Annotated in this window: 12 protein-coding genes and 3 rRNA genes; 3 read left to right on the top strand and 12 right to left on the bottom strand. The window is 65.9% G+C overall.

All coding sequences use genetic code 11. The features are described 5' to 3' along the window. Positions 1 to 87 precede the first annotated feature (87 nt). The 7 genes from QQS16_RS29545 to thyX all read right to left on the bottom strand — a co-directional run bounded on the left by QQS16_RS29545 (position 88) and on the right by thyX (position 10232). Entirely contained in the window at positions 88 to 750 is a 663-nt protein-coding gene (locus QQS16_RS29545; RefSeq protein ID WP_286066496.1) for a DegT/DnrJ/EryC1/StrS family aminotransferase, read from the bottom strand. A 114-nt stretch (positions 751 to 864) separates the two neighbouring features. Continuing rightward, positions 865 to 981 (bottom strand): 5S ribosomal RNA (gene rrf, locus QQS16_RS29540). Positions 982 to 1076: 95 nt separating this feature from the next. Beyond that, positions 1077 to 4200, bottom strand: a 23S ribosomal RNA gene (locus tag QQS16_RS29535). Positions 4201 to 4513: 313 nt separating this feature from the next. Beyond that, a 16S ribosomal RNA gene (locus tag QQS16_RS29530) occupies positions 4514 to 6041 on the bottom strand. Together the 16S, 23S and 5S rRNA genes form the textbook arrangement of a ribosomal RNA operon. A 502-nt stretch (positions 6042 to 6543) precedes the next feature. Continuing rightward, entirely contained in the window at positions 6544 to 8229 is a 1686-nt protein-coding gene (locus QQS16_RS29525; RefSeq protein ID WP_286065090.1) for a ribonuclease J, read from the bottom strand. A 152-nt stretch (positions 8230 to 8381) separates the two neighbouring features. Further along, positions 8382 to 9281, bottom strand: coding sequence for a 4-hydroxy-tetrahydrodipicolinate synthase (gene dapA / locus QQS16_RS29520; RefSeq protein WP_286065089.1), 900 nt, complete (start codon positions 9279 to 9281; stop codon positions 8382 to 8384). A 210-nt stretch (positions 9282 to 9491) separates the two neighbouring features. Beyond that, positions 9492 to 10232, bottom strand: coding sequence for an FAD-dependent thymidylate synthase (thyX, locus tag QQS16_RS29515; RefSeq protein ID WP_286065088.1), 741 nt, complete (start codon positions 10230 to 10232; stop codon positions 9492 to 9494). Between the two features lie 191 nt (positions 10233 to 10423). Between thyX and QQS16_RS29510 the strand changes: the two genes are divergently transcribed. Then, on the top strand, positions 10424 to 10669 hold the full coding sequence (locus tag QQS16_RS29510; protein ID WP_286065087.1) for a hypothetical protein: 246 nt from the start codon (positions 10424 to 10426) through the stop codon (positions 10667 to 10669). A 115-nt stretch (positions 10670 to 10784) separates the two neighbouring features. Continuing rightward, on the top strand, positions 10785 to 11339 hold the full coding sequence (locus QQS16_RS29505) for an SCO5741 family PH domain-containing membrane protein (protein ID WP_286065086.1): 555 nt from the start codon (positions 10785 to 10787) through the stop codon (positions 11337 to 11339). A gap of 81 nt (positions 11340 to 11420) precedes the next feature. Here the strand turns inward: QQS16_RS29505 and QQS16_RS29500 are convergent, their stop codons facing one another. The 5 genes from QQS16_RS29500 to rpsO form a co-directional block, all read right to left on the bottom strand. Beyond that, positions 11421 to 11873: a tetratricopeptide repeat protein gene (locus QQS16_RS29500; RefSeq protein WP_286065085.1), complete on the bottom strand. Its 453-nt coding sequence runs from the start codon at positions 11871 to 11873 to the stop codon at positions 11421 to 11423. 8 nt (positions 11874 to 11881) lie between these two features. Further along, positions 11882 to 12634, bottom strand: a complete 753-nt coding sequence (dapB, locus tag QQS16_RS29495) for a 4-hydroxy-tetrahydrodipicolinate reductase (RefSeq protein WP_286065084.1) — start codon at positions 12632 to 12634, stop codon at positions 11882 to 11884. Between the two features lie 36 nt (positions 12635 to 12670). Continuing rightward, positions 12671 to 14050, bottom strand: coding sequence for a M16 family metallopeptidase (locus tag QQS16_RS29490; protein WP_286065083.1), 1380 nt, complete (start codon positions 14048 to 14050; stop codon positions 12671 to 12673). Beyond that, on the bottom strand, positions 14047 to 16266 hold the full coding sequence (locus QQS16_RS29485; RefSeq protein ID WP_286065082.1) for a polyribonucleotide nucleotidyltransferase: 2220 nt from the start codon (positions 16264 to 16266) through the stop codon (positions 14047 to 14049). Before QQS16_RS29485 ends, QQS16_RS29490 begins: the two co-directional genes overlap by 4 nt. 389 nt (positions 16267 to 16655) lie before the next feature. Continuing rightward, complete coding sequence (rpsO, locus tag QQS16_RS29480) at positions 16656 to 16943, bottom strand: 30S ribosomal protein S15 (protein ID WP_286065081.1); 288 nt, start codon at positions 16941 to 16943, stop codon at positions 16656 to 16658. Between the two features lie 267 nt (positions 16944 to 17210). On the opposite strand from rpsO, the gene QQS16_RS29475 reads away from it, so the two are divergent. Then, entirely contained in the window at positions 17211 to 17501 is a 291-nt protein-coding gene (locus QQS16_RS29475) for a DUF397 domain-containing protein (protein WP_286065080.1), read from the top strand. The last annotated feature ends 467 nt before the right edge of the window (positions 17502 to 17968 follow it).

Raw genomic sequence — 17968 nt, 5'->3', positions numbered from 1 at the left:
CTTGCGGGGTTTCCCTCGCGGCAACGGGATAGATCATACCCCGGACAGACCCGTGCTCCCAACTGCGCGCACCAGGACGCAAGGCCCTCAGTAGGCAGGTTGCAGCAGCCCTCCGAGCGCGTTGCACGCCCCGACGATCCGCTGCATGTCCCGCTTCGTCAAAGACGCGTGCACCGGCAGCGCCAGTGTCTCGTCGGCGGCCCGCTCGGTCTCCGGCAGCGACACACAGCGCCGGAACTCCGGCAGCCGGTGCACGGGCGTCTTCACCGGCACCCGGCACTCGACACCCCGGGCCCGCACGGCCCGTGCGAAGGCGTCCCGATCCGGCCGCCCGTTGCCCGGGACCCGGACGACGTACTGCTGATAGGTGTGCCCGACACCGCCCTCAGGCCTGCGCACCCCCCGCAACCTCGTGTCGAGATAAGCGGCCCGCTGCCTGCGCTGAGCGACCTCGTCGTACGGCGCCGCGGACTCCCCTTCCTGCAGCACCAGCAGCCCGTGCCGCTCCCCGACCCCGAGCATGCCCACCATGTCCGCCGGCCGCCCGAAGCGGTGTACGACGACCACGGCGGACGTCCGCGACGACACCACCGCTTCCACGGCGGACGGATCGAGGCAGTACGTCAGGGGGTCTATGTCGGCGAACACCGGAAGCGCCCCGGCCGACACCACGGTCTCGGCCACCTCCAGGTTCCCGAAGGCCGGTACGACGACCTCGTCACCGGCTCCGACGCCGGCGGCCCTGAGCATTGCAGCAGTACCCATGCTTCGGATGCTGGTTGCACAACGTGAACATCAAGTGACGCAGAACAAAAAAGGGTTGGACCCTGAACCGAAGTTCGGGATCCAACCCTTTGAAAAATTGTTCGGCGGCGTCCTACTCTCCCACAGGGTCCCCCCTGCAGTACCATCGGCGCTGTAAGGCTTAGCTTCCGGGTTCGGAATGTAACCGGGCGTTTCCCTCACGCTATAACCACCGAAACACTATGAAACTGTGAACCTGCCACACCACACCCGTGACCATGAGCATGGGGCTGTTCGTGGTTTCAGAACCAACACAGTGGACGCGAGCAACTGAGGACAAGCCCTCGGCCTATTAGTACCGGTCACCTCCACCCATTACTGGGCTTCCAGATCCGGCCTATCAACCCAGTCGTCTACTGGGAGCCTTAACCCCTCAAAGGGGGTGGGAATACTCATCTCGAAGCAGGCTTCCCGCTTAGATGCTTTCAGCGGTTATCCCTCCCGAACGTAGCCAACCAGCCATGCCCTTGGCAGGACAACTGGCACACCAGAGGTTCGTCCGTCCCGGTCCTCTCGTACTAGGGACAGCCCTTCTCAATATTCCTACGCGCACAGCGGATAGGGACCGAACTGTCTCACGACGTTCTAAACCCAGCTCGCGTACCGCTTTAATGGGCGAACAGCCCAACCCTTGGGACCGACTCCAGCCCCAGGATGCGACGAGCCGACATCGAGGTGCCAAACCATCCCGTCGATATGGACTCTTGGGGAAGATCAGCCTGTTATCCCCGGGGTACCTTTTATCCGTTGAGCGACGGCGCTTCCACAAGCCACCGCCGGATCACTAGTCCCGACTTTCGTCCCTGCTCGACCCGTCGGTCTCACAGTCAAGCTCCCTTGTGCACTTACACTCAACACCTGATTACCAACCAGGCTGAGGGAACCTTTGGGCGCCTCCGTTACTCTTTAGGAGGCAACCGCCCCAGTTAAACTACCCATCAGACACTGTCCCTGATCCGGATCACGGACCCAGGTTAGACATCCAGCACGACCAGACTGGTATTTCAACGACGACTCCACCTGAACTGGCGTCCAAGCTTCACAGTCTCCCAGCTATCCTACACAAGCCGAACCGAACACCAATATCAAACTGTAGTAAAGGTCCCGGGGTCTTTCCGTCCTGCTGCGCGAAACGAGCATCTTTACTCGTAGTGCAATTTCACCGGGCCTATGGTTGAGACAGTCGAGAAGTCGTTACGCCATTCGTGCAGGTCGGAACTTACCCGACAAGGAATTTCGCTACCTTAGGATGGTTATAGTTACCACCGCCGTTTACTGGCGCTTAAGTTCTCAGCTTCGCCACCCCGAAGAGTGACTAACCGGTCCCCTTAACGTTCCAGCACCGGGCAGGCGTCAGTCCGTATACATCGCCTTACGGCTTCGCACGGACCTGTGTTTTTAGTAAACAGTCGCTTCTCGCTGGTCTCTGCGGCCACACCCAGCTCACCGAGTAAATCGGATCACCGAACATGGCCCCCCTTCTCCCGAAGTTACGGGGGCATTTTGCCGAGTTCCTTAACCATAGTTCACCCGAACGCCTCGGTATTCTCTACCTGACCACCTGAGTCGGTTTAGGGTACGGGCCGCCATGAAACTCGCTAGAGGCTTTTCTCGACAGCATAGGATCATCCACTTCACCACAATCGGCTCGGCATCAGGTCTCACCCTCGTGCCATCCGGATTTACCTGGATGACGGGCTACACCCTTACCCCGGGACAACCACCGCCCGGGATGGACTACCTTCCTGCGTCACCCCATCACTCACCTACTACCAGCTCGGGCCACCGGCTCCACCACTTTCCATTCCCCGAAGGGTCCGGAACGGCTTCACGGGCTTAGCATCACTGGATTCAATGTTTGACGCTTCACAGCGGGTACCGGAATATCAACCGGTTATCCATCGACTACGCCTGTCGGCCTCGCCTTAGGTCCCGACTTACCCTGGGCAGATCAGCTTGACCCAGGAACCCTTAGTCAATCGGCGCACACGTTTCCCACGTGTGTATCGCTACTCATGCCTGCATTCTCACTCGTGAACCGTCCACAACTCGCTTCCGCGGCTGCTTCACCCGGCACACGACGCTCCCCTACCCATCACAACGCCCGTTGGGGCTATATGCTGCAATGACACGACTTCGGCGGTACGCTTGAGCCCCGCTACATTGTCGGCGCGGAATCACTAGACCAGTGAGCTATTACGCACTCTTTCAAGGGTGGCTGCTTCTAAGCCAACCTCCTGGTTGTCTGTGCGACTCCACATCCTTTCCCACTTAGCGTACGCTTAGGGGCCTTAGTCGATGCTCTGGGCTGTTTCCCTCTCGACCATGGAGCTTATCCCCCACAGTCTCACTGCCGCGCTCTCACTTACCGGCATTCGGAGTTTGGCTAAGGTCAGTAACCCGGTAGGGCCCATCGCCTATCCAGTGCTCTACCTCCGGCAAGAAACACACGACGCTGCACCTAAATGCATTTCGGGGAGAACCAGCTATCACGGAGTTTGATTGGCCTTTCACCCCTAACCACAGGTCATCCCCCAGGTTTTCAACCCTGGTGGGTTCGGTCCTCCACGACCTCTTACAGCCGCTTCAACCTGCCCATGGCTAGATCACTCCGCTTCGGGTCTTGAGCGCGCTACTGAACCGCCCTATTCGGACTCGCTTTCGCTACGGCTTCCCCACACGGGTTAACCTCGCAACACACCGCAAACTCGCAGGCTCATTCTTCAAAAGGCACGCAGTCACGAGACGTCAAGCAAGCTTGACGTCCGACGCTCCCACGGCTTGTAGGCACACGGTTTCAGGTACTATTTCACTCCCCTCCCGGGGTACTTTTCACCATTCCCTCACGGTACTATCCGCTATCGGTCACCAGGGAATATTTAGGCTTAGCGGGTGGTCCCGCCAGATTCACACGGGATTTCTCGGGCCCCGTGCTACTTGGGTGTCTCTCAAACGAGCCGTACAGATTTCGACTACGGGGGTCTTACCCTCTACGCCGGACCTTTCGCATGTCCTTCGCCTATCCATACGGTTTCTGACTCGTCCCACGGCCGGCAGACCGTGAAAGAGAGATCCCACAACCCCGCATACGCAACCCCTGCCGGGTCTCACACGTATACGGTTTAGCCTCATCCGGTTTCGCTCGCCACTACTCCCGGAATCACGGTTGTTTTCTCTTCCTGCGGGTACTGAGATGTTTCACTTCCCCGCGTTCCCTCCACTTGCCCTATGTGTTCAGGCAAGGGTGACAGCCCATGACGACTGCCGGGTTTCCCCATTCGGACACCCCCGGATCAAAGCCTGGTTGACGGCTCCCCGGGGCCTATCGTGGCCTCCCACGTCCTTCATCGGTTCCTGGTACCAAGGCATCCACCGTGCGCCCTTAAAAACTTGGCCACAGATGCTCGCGTCCACTGTGCAGTTCTCAAACAACGACCAGCCACCCATCACCCCGCATCCTCACGGATCCGAGTTCACTGGGGCCGGCACTGAAGGCGACCTCACGGCCGTACCCTCAGACACCCAACAGCGCGCCCGGCCGGCACCCGCCCGAAGATCTGTTTTCCACACTCCGAAGAGCAGTACTCACAGCCTCCGACCCGGAAACCGGCCGAATAGTCAACGTTCCACCCTTGAGCAACCAGCATCAGACAGTCGCTGATGTACTGGCCTCTGAACCGGGCAAGCCCGGTTAAGAAGTGCTCCTTAGAAAGGAGGTGATCCAGCCGCACCTTCCGGTACGGCTACCTTGTTACGACTTCGTCCCAATCGCCAGTCCCACCTTCGACAGCTCCCTCCCCACAAGGGGGTTGGGCCACCGGCTTCGGGTGTTACCGACTTTCGTGACGTGACGGGCGGTGTGTACAAGGCCCGGGAACGTATTCACCGCAGCAATGCTGATCTGCGATTACTAGCAACTCCGACTTCATGGGGTCGAGTTGCAGACCCCAATCCGAACTGAGACCGGCTTTTTGAGATTCGCTCCACCTCACGGTATCGCAGCTCATTGTACCGGCCATTGTAGCACGTGTGCAGCCCAAGACATAAGGGGCATGATGACTTGACGTCGTCCCCACCTTCCTCCGAGTTGACCCCGGCGGTCTCCTGTGAGTCCCCATCACCCCGAAGGGCATGCTGGCAACACAGAACAAGGGTTGCGCTCGTTGCGGGACTTAACCCAACATCTCACGACACGAGCTGACGACAGCCATGCACCACCTGTACACCGACCACAAGGGGGGCACCATCTCTGATGCTTTCCGGTGTATGTCAAGCCTTGGTAAGGTTCTTCGCGTTGCGTCGAATTAAGCCACATGCTCCGCTGCTTGTGCGGGCCCCCGTCAATTCCTTTGAGTTTTAGCCTTGCGGCCGTACTCCCCAGGCGGGGAACTTAATGCGTTAGCTGCGGCACCGACGACGTGGAATGTCGCCAACACCTAGTTCCCACCGTTTACGGCGTGGACTACCAGGGTATCTAATCCTGTTCGCTCCCCACGCTTTCGCTCCTCAGCGTCAGTAATGGCCCAGAGATCCGCCTTCGCCACCGGTGTTCCTCCTGATATCTGCGCATTTCACCGCTACACCAGGAATTCCGATCTCCCCTACCACACTCTAGCCTGCCCGTATCGAATGCAGACCCGGGGTTAAGCCCCGGGCTTTCACACCCGACGTGACAAGCCGCCTACGAGCTCTTTACGCCCAATAATTCCGGACAACGCTTGCGCCCTACGTATTACCGCGGCTGCTGGCACGTAGTTAGCCGGCGCTTCTTCTGCAGGTACCGTCACTTTCGCTTCTTCCCTGCTGAAAGAGGTTTACAACCCGAAGGCCGTCATCCCTCACGCGGCGTCGCTGCATCAGGCTTTCGCCCATTGTGCAATATTCCCCACTGCTGCCTCCCGTAGGAGTCTGGGCCGTGTCTCAGTCCCAGTGTGGCCGGTCGCCCTCTCAGGCCGGCTACCCGTCGTCGCCTTGGTGAGCCATTACCTCACCAACAAGCTGATAGGCCGCGGGCTCATCCTTCACCGCCGGAGCTTTTAACCACCATTCAGGAGAATGGAAGTGTTATCCGGTATTAGACCCCGTTTCCAGGGCTTGTCCCAGAGTGAAGGGCAGATTGCCCACGTGTTACTCACCCGTTCGCCACTAATCCCCACCGAAGTGGTTCATCGTTCGACTTGCATGTGTTAAGCACGCCGCCAGCGTTCGTCCTGAGCCAGGATCAAACTCTCCGTGAATGTTCTCCCGTAATCGGGATGACACCACGAGAGCGGAACAGCCAGGCGGAATAAGCCCGGCCGTTCACAGCGTCCTCGCTGTGTTTTCTTCAAAGGAACCACGCCCCGACCGAAACCGGCCGGAGACGGGGTATCAACGTATCTGGCGTTGACTTTTGGCACGCTGTTGAGTTCTCAAGGAACGGACGCTTCCTTTGTACTCACCCTCTCGGGCTTTCCTCCGGGCTTCCCTTCGGTCTTGCGTTCCCGACTCTATCAGATCCTTTTCCGATCCGATTTCCTCGGCGCTTTCCAGGTTCCCGCTTCCGCGTTTCCCTTTCCGGCGACTCCGACTTTATCAGAAGTTCTGAGTCGGAATTTCCGCCCCTCGGGGGATGGCTCCGGAGCACGAAGCTGCCGGGTTCCCCCTCGAGCGGAGCCGTAAACGTACTGGAGCGGGCCGCCTCGATGCAAATCGAGGCGGCCCGCTCCAGGTTGACGCGGTCGGCGGTCCGACGGGGCGTCAGACCTCCACGACCACCGGGAGGATCATCGGCCGGCGCCGGTACTTGTCGGAGACCCACTTGCCCAGGGTCCGTCGTACCAGCTGCTGGAGCTGGTGGGGTTCGACCACGCCGTCCTGCGCCGAGCGCTCCAGCACCTCCGTGACCTTCGGGAGGACGTCCGCGAAGGCCGAGTCCTCGATGCCCGAGCCGCGGGCCTGGACGTGCGGGCCACCCGTGATCTTCCCGGTCGACGCGTCGATGACCACGAAGACCGAGATGATGCCCTCGTCACCGAGGATCTTGCGGTCCTTCAGGGCCGGCTCGCCCACGTCGCCGACCGAGAGGCCGTCGACGTACACGTACCCCGCCTGGACCTTGCCGGCGATCTTCGCCTTGCCCTCGATCAGGTCGACGACCACGCCGTCCTCGGCAATGACGATCCGGTCGTGCGGGACGCCGGTCAGGGCGCCCAGCTCCGCGTTGGCCCGTAGGTGGCGCCACTCGCCGTGGACCGGCATCAGGTTCTTCGGGCGGCAGATGTTGTAGAAGTACAGCAGCTCGCCGGCCGACGCGTGACCCGAGACGTGGACCTTGGCGTTGCCCTTGTGGACGACGTGCGCGCCCCAGCGGGTCAAGCCGTTGATCACGCGGTAGACCGCGTTCTCGTTGCCGGGGATCAGCGACGAGGCCAGGATCACGGTGTCGCCGTCGACGATGCGGATCTGGTGGTCCCGGTTCGCCATGCGGGAGAGGGCCGCCATCGGTTCGCCCTGGGAGCCCGTGCAGACCAGGACGATCTGGTGGTCCGGGAGGTCGTCGAGGGTCTTGACGTCGACCACCAGACCCGGTGGGACCTTCAGATAGCCCAGGTCCCGTGCGATGCCCATGTTGCGGACCATGGAGCGGCCGACGAAGGCGACCCGGCGTCCGTACTCGTGGGCCGCGTCCAGGATCTGCTGGATGCGGTGGACGTGGCTGGCGAAACTCGCCACGATGATCCGCTTGTTGGCGTTCGCGAAGACCTGGCGCAGGACGTTGGAGATGTCCCGCTCGGGCGGGACGAATCCCGGAACCTCGGCGTTCGTGGAGTCGCTGAGGAGGAGGTCGATGCCCTCCTCGCTCAGCCGCGCGAAGGCGTGCAGGTCCGTGAGGCGGTTGTCCAGCGGGAGCTGGTCCATCTTGAAGTCGCCGGTGTGGACCACCATGCCGGCCGGAGTGCGGATGGCGACGGCCAGCGCGTCCGGGATGGAGTGGTTGACCGCGACGAACTCGCAGTCGAAGGGACCGATGCGCTCGCGGTGCCCCTCCGCCACCTCCAGGGTGTACGGGCGGATGCGGTGCTCCTGGAGCTTCGCCTCGATCAGGGCGAGGGTGAGCTTGGAGCCGATCAGCGGGATGTCCGGCTTCTCGCGCAGAAGGTAAGGGACACCGCCGATGTGGTCCTCGTGCCCATGGGTGAGGACGATGCCCTCGATGTCGTCGAGGCGGTCCCGGATGGACGAGAAGTCCGGCAGGATCAGATCGATTCCGGGCTGCTCCTCCTCGGGGAAGAGCACTCCGCAGTCGACGATCAGCAGGCGCCCTCCGTACTCGAAGACCGTCATGTTTCGGCCGATCTCGCCGAGGCCGCCGAGCGGGGTGATGCGTAGGCCGCCTTCGGTCAGCGGCGGAGGCGGGGCGAGTTCAGGATGCGGATGACTCAAAAGACTCTCCTCACCACACGCGCCACGTACCGGAGGGCACGTGGCGCGCATGACGTTCGTGCAGAAGCAGTTGTCGTTGCGGACGCAGGCACCGGTGGCCTGCTTATTCAGTTGTGAAGCCTGATGCGCGCGCGGGCGCGCGAAGTCTGGTACTAGAGCTGTACCCCGCCGGCGGCGAGATCGAGCTTGAGCTGCTCGACCTCTTCGGCGGTGAGCTCGACCATGGGGGCGCGCAGCGGTCCGGCCGGCAGCCCCTGGAGGGTGAGCGCGGCCTTCGTCGTCATGACGCCCTGGGTGCGGAACATGCCCGTGTACACGGGGAGCAGCTTCTGGTGGATCTCGGTGGCCTTCTGGACGTCCCCGGAGGTGAACGCGTCCACCAGGGCGCGCAGGTCGGGGGTGACCACGTGGCCGACGACCGAGACGAAGCCGACCGCGCCCACCGAGAGCAGCGGCAGGTTCAGCATGTCGTCGCCCGAATACCAGGCGATGCCGGAGCGGGCGATGGCCCAGCCGGCGCGGCCGAGGTCGCCCTTGGCGTCCTTGTTGGCGACGATCCGCGGGTGCTCCGCGAGGCGGACCAGCGTCTCGGTGTTGATCGGGACACCGCTGCGGCCGGGGATGTCGTACAGCATGACCGGCAGCCGGGCGGCGTCGGCGATGGCGGTGAAGTGCCGGTACAGGCCCTCCTGCGGGGGCTTGTTGTAGTACGGGGTGACGACCAGGAGGCCGTGCGCGCCCACCTGCTCCGCCGTACGGGCGAGCTCGATGCTGTGGCGGGTGTCGTTGGTGCCGACGCCGGCGATGACGTGGGCGCGGTCGCCGACGGCCTCCAGGACGGCCCGTACGAGATCCGATTTCTCCGCGTCGCTGGTGGTGGGCGACTCGCCGGTGGTGCCGTTGACGATCAGGCCGTCGTTGCCTGCGTCCACCAGGTGGGTGGCGAGCCGCTGTGCGCCGTCGAGGTCGAGTGCGCCGTCCGCCGTGAAGGGCGTGACCATGGCGGTGAGGACCCGCCCGAAGGGGGTCTGCGGAGTGGAGGTCGGAGCCATGGGTAACACGCTACTCGTTGCTCAGGGTGGGGTCTGCCCTAGGGGCAGGCGACAAGTGGTGACAAATGCGGAGCCCGGCACTGCCTGCTCGGGGGTTCAAGCAGTGCCGGGTCCGTTTGATCAGGCTAGATGAACTTCTCCAAATGCCGCAATACGGACACTTCACGCGACTGACCCGTACATGTGTGCCCTGGCGGGTGCACCCGTGCGTTACGGGGCCACCCGGCCGTTCGCGTTGAACGCGGCGTAGGTGAGCGGCATGAGCCTCGCCCACTCCGCCTCCATCTTCTCGCCGACCATCTCGATCTCCCGCTGCGGGAAGGACGGGACCTTCGCCAGCTCGTGCTGGGTGCGCAGGCCGAGGAAGTGCATCAGCGAGCGGGCGTTGCAGGTGGCGTACATCGAGGAGAACAGGCCGACCGGGAGCACCGCGCGGGCGACCTCGCGGGCGACGCCGGCGCGCAGCATCTCCTGGTACGCCTCGTACGCCTGGCGGTAGGAGTCCTCCATGGTGCGGGTGGCCAGCTCGCGCTGGACATCGGTGCCCTCGACGAAGACGTACTTGCCGGGGCGCCCCTCCTGGACGAGCTTGCGGGAGGCATCCGGTACGTAGAAGACGGGCTGGAGCTCGCGGTAGCGGCCGGACTCCTCGTTGTACGACCAACCCACGCGGTGCCGCATGAACTCGCGGAAGACGAAGATCGGTGCGCTGATGAAGAAGGTCATCGAGTTGTGCTCGAAGGGGCTGCCGTGCCGGTCCCGCATCAGATAGTTGATCAAGCCCTTGGAGCGCTCCGGGTCCTTGCCCAGCTCGTCCAGGGACTGCTCGCCGACGGTCGAGACGCGCGCGGCGAAGAGCACGTCGGCGTCGGACGCGGTGTGCTTGACGAGCTCGACGGTGACGTCACTGCGGAAGCCGGGCTTCAGGTCGTCGGCGGGGGTGTCGGTCACGGCTCGGGGGGTCCTTCCATCACTTCTCTCGGGCGGCGCCCACTCTACGGCCCGGCACTGACATCAGGGCTTTCGGTGCCGGGACGCGACATCTTCCATGAATTCGGGGCAAGCGGGCACCTTCCGTGGCACTCGTTCGTCTCTTTCGACAGCAGTGATGTGTTCGATCACCGAAAGGAGAACCGACCCCGATGTTCCGTCGGCGCGAACCCGTACCGTTCGCCTTCCTCGCCGAGGCCGACAGGTTCCGCAGCAATGTCACTCCCCCGCCCCGTGAGCGGGCGTCCGCCGCGGAGATGGCCGGGCGCTGCCTCCTGGGACTCACGATCATCGCCGGACTCGTGGGTTCCCTGGTCCTCGGAATGCCGGCGCTGTCCCAGGACCAGTCGCCCACGCAGACACAGCAGTCCCGGTCCCAGGTGTCCGAGGGACGGTGAGCCCACGGCGGTGAGCCGGGACTGACTCCATCCGGACCCCGGAGGTGGTGGGCGGGGACACAGGTCGATAACCTCACCGGGCACAGCCCACGTGTGGATTGAGTGAGGACCAGCCGTGCCCCTGCCCTTCCTGACAGCCGACCGCGCATTCGAGGCGGCGGAGGATGTCGCGCTGCCCTTCGACGACCGTGACCGCTGGCGGCGCCCCTACCGGCCCGGACCGTGGCGCGTGGGTGCGGCCGCGATAGCGCTGCTGCTCGCCTCGTACGTGCTGTTCGCGGCGGTGATCATCGCGCTGACCGGCTCGGTGTCCGAGGCGGGGATCATCCTCGGCCTCGCGGCGGCGGTCATCGTCGGCGCGCTGCGGCTGCTGCGCATGGGAGTGTGGGTGAGCGCCCGCGGGCTGCGCCTGGTGGGCTTCCTCCGCACCCGTACGGTGCCGTGGGACCGGATCGTCGCCGTACGGACGGTGCAGCAGCCGGTGCGCTGGCTGGGGCTGCCCCGCGCGGTGCAGGGGCAGGCACTGACCCTCGTGCGGCGGGATCGCGGTACGCAGGACGTGCCGGTGGTGCTGAGCACGCACAACGCGGACTTCCTGGCGCGAGCCGGTGCCTTCAACCGGGCGGCGGACGCGATCGAGGCGTGGGCGGACGAGTACCGGCGGGACTGACGCCCCCCGATGACGCGAAGGGCCGGTCCGCGGAGGCGGACCGGCCCTTCGGCATACAGCGGAGGGCGGACGGCGGACGGGTCAGGCTTCGACCGGTCTGCCGTCGTGCAGGGCGATGGCACGTTGCATCGCCTTGCGGGCGCGCGGGGTGTCACGGGCGTCGTGATAGGCGATGGCCAGGCGGAACCAGCTGCGCCAGTCGTCCGGGGCCGCCTCCGTCTCCGCCTTGCGCTGGGCGAAGACCTCGTCGGCCGACTCGCGGTCGATGCGTCCGGCGGGCGTGCGCTTGAGTTCGTCGACCGGCAGGCCGCCCTCGGCGTCGAGTTCGGCGGCGAGCAGGTTCGCCTTGCGGACGAACTGGGTGTTCTTCCACAGGAACCACAGACCGATGACCGGCAGGATCAGCACCGCGACCCCGAAGGTCACGGTGAGGAGTGTGCCGGCCTGGATGAGCATGACACCGCGGCTGCCGACCAGGACGAAGTAGACGACCAGGACGGCGGCCGTGACGGCGTAGGAGAGCTTGGCTCGCATGGCGGGTGTCAGCCCAGATCCAGGAAGTGCTCCAGGCCGAAGGTGAGGCCCGGGGTCGTCACCACGCGGCGGGCGCCGAGCAGGATGCCCGGCATGAAGCTGCTGTGGTGCAGGGAGTCGTGGCGCACGGTGAGGGTCTCGCCCTCGCCGCCCAGCAGGACCTCCTGGTGGGCGAGCAGACCGCGCAGGCGGATGGCGTGCACGGGGACGCCGTCCACGTCGGCTCCGCGCGCGCCGTCCAGCGCCGTCACGGTGGCGTCCGGGGCCGGAGCGGAGCCGGCCGCGCGGCGGGCCTCGGCGATGAGCTGGGCCGTCCGGGTGGCGGTGCCGGAGGGGGCGTCGACCTTGTTCGGGTGGTGCAGCTCGACGACCTCGACGGACTCGAAGTAGGGCGCGGCGATCTGCGCGAACTTCATGGTCAGGACGGCCCCGATGGAGAAGTTCGGCGCGATGAGGACGCCCGTCCGCGGGGATTCGGCGAGCCAGCCGTTGAGCTGCGCGAGGCGTTCTTCGGTCCAGCCCGTCGTCCCGACGACGGCGTGGATGCCGTGCCGTACGCAGAACTCGAGGTTGTCCATGACCGAGGCGGGCGTGGTCAGCTCGACGGCCACCTGGGCGCCGGTCTCGGCCAGTGTCTCGAGCGTGTCGCCCCGGCCCAGGGCGGCGACCAGTTCCATGTCCTCGGCCGCCTCGACCGCCCGGACCGCCTCGGCACCGATCCGGCCCCTGGCACCGAGGACCGCCACGCGCAGCTTGCTCATCTTCTTCTTGCTTCCTTACCGGGGTTCCGGGGTTGATCAGGCGACGGCGTCATGCAGCCGGGACGCCTGCTTGTCCTTCAGCGGGCCGATGACCGACAGCGAGGGCCGCCGTCCCAGGATCTCGCCGGCCACCGAGCGGACGTCGTCCGGGGTGACCGAGGCGATCCGGGCCAGCATGTCGTCCACCGACATCTGTTCGCCCCAGCACAGCTCGCTCTTGCCGATACGGTTCATCAGCGCGCCCGTGTCCTCCAGGCCGAGGACGGTGGAGCCCTGGAGCTGGCCGATGGCGCGGCCGATCTCGTCGTCCGGGAGGCCGTGCTCGGCCACCTGGTCGAGTTCGTCGCGGCAGATCTTCAGCACGTCGTGCACCTGGCTCGGGCGGCAGCCCGCGTACACGCCGAACAGGCCGCAGTCGGCGAAGCCCGAGGTGTACGAGTACACGCTGTAGGCCAGGCCGCGCTTCTCCCGGACCTCCTGGAAGAGCCTGGACGACATGCCGCCGCCGAGGGCCGTGTTGAGCACCCCGAGCGCCCAGCGGCGCTCGTCCGTGCGGGCCAGGCCCGGCATGCCGAGGACGACGTGCGCCTGCTCGGTCTTGCGGCCGATCAGCTCGACGCGGCCCGCCGTGCGCAGGGTGCGCCGGCCGTCGCGCGGGGCGATGGGCGTGGCCTGCGGGTTCTTGAAGGCGCCAGCCTTCTCGAAGGCTGCGCGGACCTGACGTACGACCTTGTCGTGGTCGATGTTGCCGGCGCACGCGACCACGAGGTGGGTCGGGTCGTAGTGCTTCCTGTAGAAGCGGCGGATGCGGTCGGCGGTCAGGGCGTTGACCGTGTCGACCGTGCCGAGGACGGGGCGGCCGAGGGGGTTGTCGCCGAACATGGTGTGCGCGAACAGGTCGTGCACACCGTCGCCCGGGTCGTCCTCGGTCATCGCGATCTCTTCGAGGATCGCGCCGCGCTCCACGTTGACGTCCTCTTCGAGGATGAGGGAGCCCGTCAGCATGTCGCAGACGACGTCGATGGCCAGCGGCAGGTCGGTGTCGAGCACGCGTGCGTAGTAGCAGGTGTACTCCTTCGCCGTGAACGCGTTCATCTCGCCGCCGACGGCGTCGATGGCCGACGAGATGTCCAGCGCGCTGCGGCGGGACGTGCCCTTGAAGAGCAGGTGCTCCAGGTAGTGCGTGGCGCCGTTCAGGGCCGGCGTCTCGTCGCGGGAGCCCACGTGGGCCCAGATGCCGAAGGTCGCCGAGCGCACCGACGGCAGGGTCTCGGTGACGATGCGCAGACCACCCGGGAGGGTGGTCTTGCGGACCGTGCCGATGCCGTTGGTGCCCTTGATCAGGGTTTGGGTACGGGCGACGGCCCGCGCCTCCGAGGAGGTGCGGGCCGTCGCCGTGGAGCTGCTCGACGTCACTGGTCGGTGTCGTCCTTCTTCTCGTCGTCGTCGCCTTCGCCCTCGATCACGGGGATGAGGGAGAGCTTGCCGCGGGAGTCGATCTCGGCGATCTCGACCTGGACCTTGGAGCCCACACCGAGCACGTCCTCGACGTTCTCCACGCGCTTGCCGCCGGCGAGCTTGCGGATCTGCGAGATGTGCAGCAGACCGTCCTTGCCCGGGAGCAGCGACACGAACGCACCGAAGGTGGTGGTCTTGACGACCGTACCCAGGTAGCGCTCGCCGACCTCCGGCATGGTCGGGTTGGCGATGCCGTTGATCGTGGCGCGGGCGGCCTCGGCCTGCGAGCCGACCTGGGCACCGATGTAGATGGTGCCGTCGTCCTCGATCGTGATCTCGGCGCCGGTGTCCTCCTGGATCTGGTTGATCATCTTGCCCTTGGGGCCGATGACCTCGCCGATCTTGTCCACGGGGATCTTGACGGTGATGATCCGCGGGGCGTTGGGGGACATCTCGTCCGGCGTGTCGATCGCTTCCATCATCACGTCGAGGATGTGGAGGCGAGCGTCACGGGCCTGCTTGAGGGCCGCGGCCAGGACGGAGGCCGGGATGCCGTCCAGCTTGGTGTCGAGCTGGAGGGCGGTCACGAACTCCTTGGTGCCGGCGACCTTGAAGTCCATGTCGCCGAAGGCGTCCTCCGCACCGAGGATGTCGGTGAGGGCGACGTAGTGCGTCTCGCCGTTGATCTCCTGGGAGATCAGGCCCATGGCGATACCGGCGACGGGGGCCTTCAGCGGCACACCGGCGTTCAGCAGCGACATGGTGGAGGCGCAGACCGAGCCCATGGACGTCGAGCCGTTGGAGCCGAGGGCCTCGGACACCTGACGGATCGCGTAGGGGAACTCCTCGCGCGTCGGCAGCACCGGCACGATGGCGCGCTCGGCGAGGGCGCCATGGCCGATCTCGCGGCGCTTGGGGGAGCCGACGCGGCCGGTCTCGCCGACGGAGTACGGCGGGAAGTTGTAGTTGTGCATGTAGCGCTTGCGGGTCACCGGGGAGAGGGTGTCCAGCTGCTGCTCCATACGGAGCATGTTGAGGGTGGTGACGCCCAGGATCTGGGTCTCGCCACGCTCGAACAGCGCGGAACCGTGCACGCGCGGGATGGCCTCGACCTCGGCGGCGAGCGTACGGATGTCCGTGAGCCCGCGGCCGTCGATGCGCTTCTTCTCCTTGATCACGCGCTCGCGGACCAGCTGCTTGGTGAGCGAGCGGTACGCGGCGGAGATCTCCTTCTCGCGGCCCTCGAACTCCGGCAGGAGCTTCTCGGCGGCCAGCGCCTTGACGCGGTCCAGCTCGGCCTCGCGCTCCTGCTTGCCCGCGATCGTCAGCGCGGAGGCGAGCTCCGGGCGGACGGCGGCGGACAGCGCCTCCAGGACGTCGTCCTGGTGGTCGAGGAAGATCGGAAACTCGCCGGTCGGCTTGGCGGCCTTCGCGGCGAGGTCGGCCTGGGCCTTGCAGAGCACCTTGATGAAGGGCTTCGCGGCGTCCAGACCGGAGGCGACGACCTCCTCGGTGGGCGCCTGGGCGCCGTCCTTGACCAGCTGGATGGTCTTCTCGGTGGCCTCGGCCTCGACCATCATGATCGCGACGTCGCCGTCGTCCAGGACGCGGCCCGCGACGACCATGTCGAAGACGGCGGCCTCGAGCTCGGTGTGCGTCGGGAACGCGACCCACTGGCCGTTGATCAGCGCGACGCGGACGCCGCCGATCGGGCCGGAGAAGGGCAGGCCGGCCAGCTGCGTGGACGCGGAGGCGGCGTTGATCGCCACGACGTCGTACAGGTGATCGGGGTTGAGCGCCATGATGGTGGCGACGACCTGGATCTCGTTGCGCAGGCCCTTGCGGAAGGACGGGCGCAGCGGGCGGTCGATGAGGCGGCAGGTCAGGATCGCGTCCTCGGAGGGACGGCCCTCACGGCGGAAGAAGCTGCCGGGAATCTTGCCGGCGGCGTACATCCGCTCCTCGACGTCCACCGTGAGGGGGAAGAAGTCGAGCTGGTCCTTGGGGTTCTTGGAGGCGGTGGTGGCCGACAGCACCATGGTGTCGTCGTCCAGGTACGCCACGGCGGAGCCGGCGGCCTGCTTGGCCAGGCGGCCCGTCTCGAAGCGGATGGTGCGGGTGCCGAAGGAACCGTTGTCGATGACGGCCTCGGCGTAGTGGGTCTCGTTCTCCACTAGCGTTTTCTCCTCGTCTTCGTCCCTCTCCGCCCGTGTGGCAGGGGGACGGTTGCGGAGAAGCGCTCCGTCTGGTGCGGGCCGGTCTTCGATCGAAGCCCTCGGGGCTCACTTCCCCCGGGGGCCACTACCGAGGACCGGCGGCGGCGCGGTGCGCTTCTCCTCGTTCGTTTCGTTCGACTCTTCGTCTCGTGATGTCGGCGTACCCCCATGGGCCCGCCTCATCACGTGGTGTCCTGCGTCGTGCGTTGTGCTACCACACTACAAAGCGTCAGTGACACTCCGCACGTGCGGATCGTGCGGCACAGCCTTGTACGTACGGCAAAGTCGTACGTACAGCAAAGGGGAGCGGTCCCCATACCTGTGGGAACCGCTCCCCTCGCGGCGTCTTACTTGGCGCCCGCCGCACCGCGGCGGATGCCGAGGCGCTCGACCAGCGCGCGGAAGCGCTGGATGTCCTTCTTGGCGAGGTACTGCAGCAGGCGGCGGCGCTGACCGACCAGGATCAGCAGACCACGACGGGAGTGGTGGTCGTGCTTGTGGGTCTTGAGGTGCTCGGTCAGGTCCGAGATACGGCGCGAGAGCATCGCGACCTGGACCTCGGGGGAGCCGGTGTCGCCCTCCTTCTGGCCGAACTCGGTGATGATCTGCTTCTTCGTAGCGGCGTCGAGCGGCACGCGTACTCCTCATGGTCTGTGATGGCCACCGAGTGCCCCCGGTCTGTGTCTCGGGGGAGCTTCCGTTACTCGGGAGGCGGGGATCCGCTGGGCGCGGCCTCCAGAGCGGCGCTCCGGGGGTGCGTACACAAACGGCCGTCACTCAGGGTACCAGTCACCGGTGGGCGCCTTCACCGCGGTCCTGGAAGCCCGTGGGCGGGGCGTACGGCGCCACTAGGGTGAACCGTCGGATCGTTGGCACGGACGTCGGGAAGGGGTCGCTGCGGCATGGCGGAGACGGCAGAGGAGATCAAGGCGCGCAAGGAGCGGGAGAGGGACGAGCTGTACGCCCTCGACATCTCCGGTGTCGAGTGGGAGAGCGCGCCGGGGACCGAGGAGCACGAGGAGCGGGTCGAGATCGCCCGGCTGCCCGGCGGGGCCGTGGCGATGCGCTCCTCGCTCGACCCGGACACCGTGCTGAGGTACACCGAGGCGGAGTGGACGGCCTTCGTGCTCGGCGCGCGGGACGGGGAGTTCGACCTGGAGCCGGAACCGGGGCGCGGGGAACTCGCGGAGTAGAGGGCGGGGAGTTCGGGGAGCGGAGCGGGGGGAGCACGGGGAGCGGGAGCGGGGAGCTCGCGGAGCGGGCCGGGGGAGCTCGCGGAGTAGAGGGCGGGGGCGGGTCGGCCCGTCCGGCGGTGCTCACGCGTACGTCCTGGGTGGCTCCCGCCCCTGCGGCCGAAGACCCGGCGGGGTGACGAACCGAGCCGCGCTCCTGGAAGGGGCACGGCTCGCGGTTCGCGGTTCGTGTCCCTGCGGGTCCGGGGTGGTTCGTGCCCCTGCGGGTCCGGACGGTTCATGCCCCTGCCGGCCTGGGCGGTTCGTGTCCCTGCCGGCCTGGGCGGTTCGTGTCCCTGCCGGTCCGGGCGGTTCGTGTCCCTGCCGGCCCGGGCGGTTCGTGCCTCTGCCGGCCCGGGCGGTTCGTGCCCCTGCCGGTCCGGGCGCCGGCTGGTCGTCGTCCGTGTCCGCGTCGTCCGCGTCTCCGC

The sequence above is a fragment of the Streptomyces sp. ALI-76-A genome (genome assembly GCF_030287445.1).
GTDB lineage: Bacteria > Actinomycetota > Actinomycetes > Streptomycetales > Streptomycetaceae > Streptomyces.
The sequence above is the reverse complement of the archived record's forward strand: the minus strand, read 5'-3'. Positions and strand labels throughout refer to the sequence as shown.

Coding starts and splice junctions, on each gene's coding strand:
- QQS16_RS29545 (WP_286066496.1), bottom strand. CDS start 750: ATGCTCAGGGCCGCCGGCGTCGGAGCCGGTGACGAGGTCGTCGTACCG.
- dapA (WP_286065089.1), bottom strand. CDS start 9,281: ATGGCTCCGACCTCCACTCCGCAGACCCCCTTCGGGCGGGTCCTCACC.
- QQS16_RS29510 (WP_286065087.1), top strand. CDS start 10,424: ATGTTCCGTCGGCGCGAACCCGTACCGTTCGCCTTCCTCGCCGAGGCC.
- QQS16_RS29500 (WP_286065085.1), bottom strand. CDS start 11,873: ATGCGAGCCAAGCTCTCCTACGCCGTCACGGCCGCCGTCCTGGTCGTC.
- dapB (WP_286065084.1), bottom strand. CDS start 12,634: ATGAGCAAGCTGCGCGTGGCGGTCCTCGGTGCCAGGGGCCGGATCGGT.
- QQS16_RS29475 (WP_286065080.1), top strand. CDS start 17,211: ATGGCGGAGACGGCAGAGGAGATCAAGGCGCGCAAGGAGCGGGAGAGG.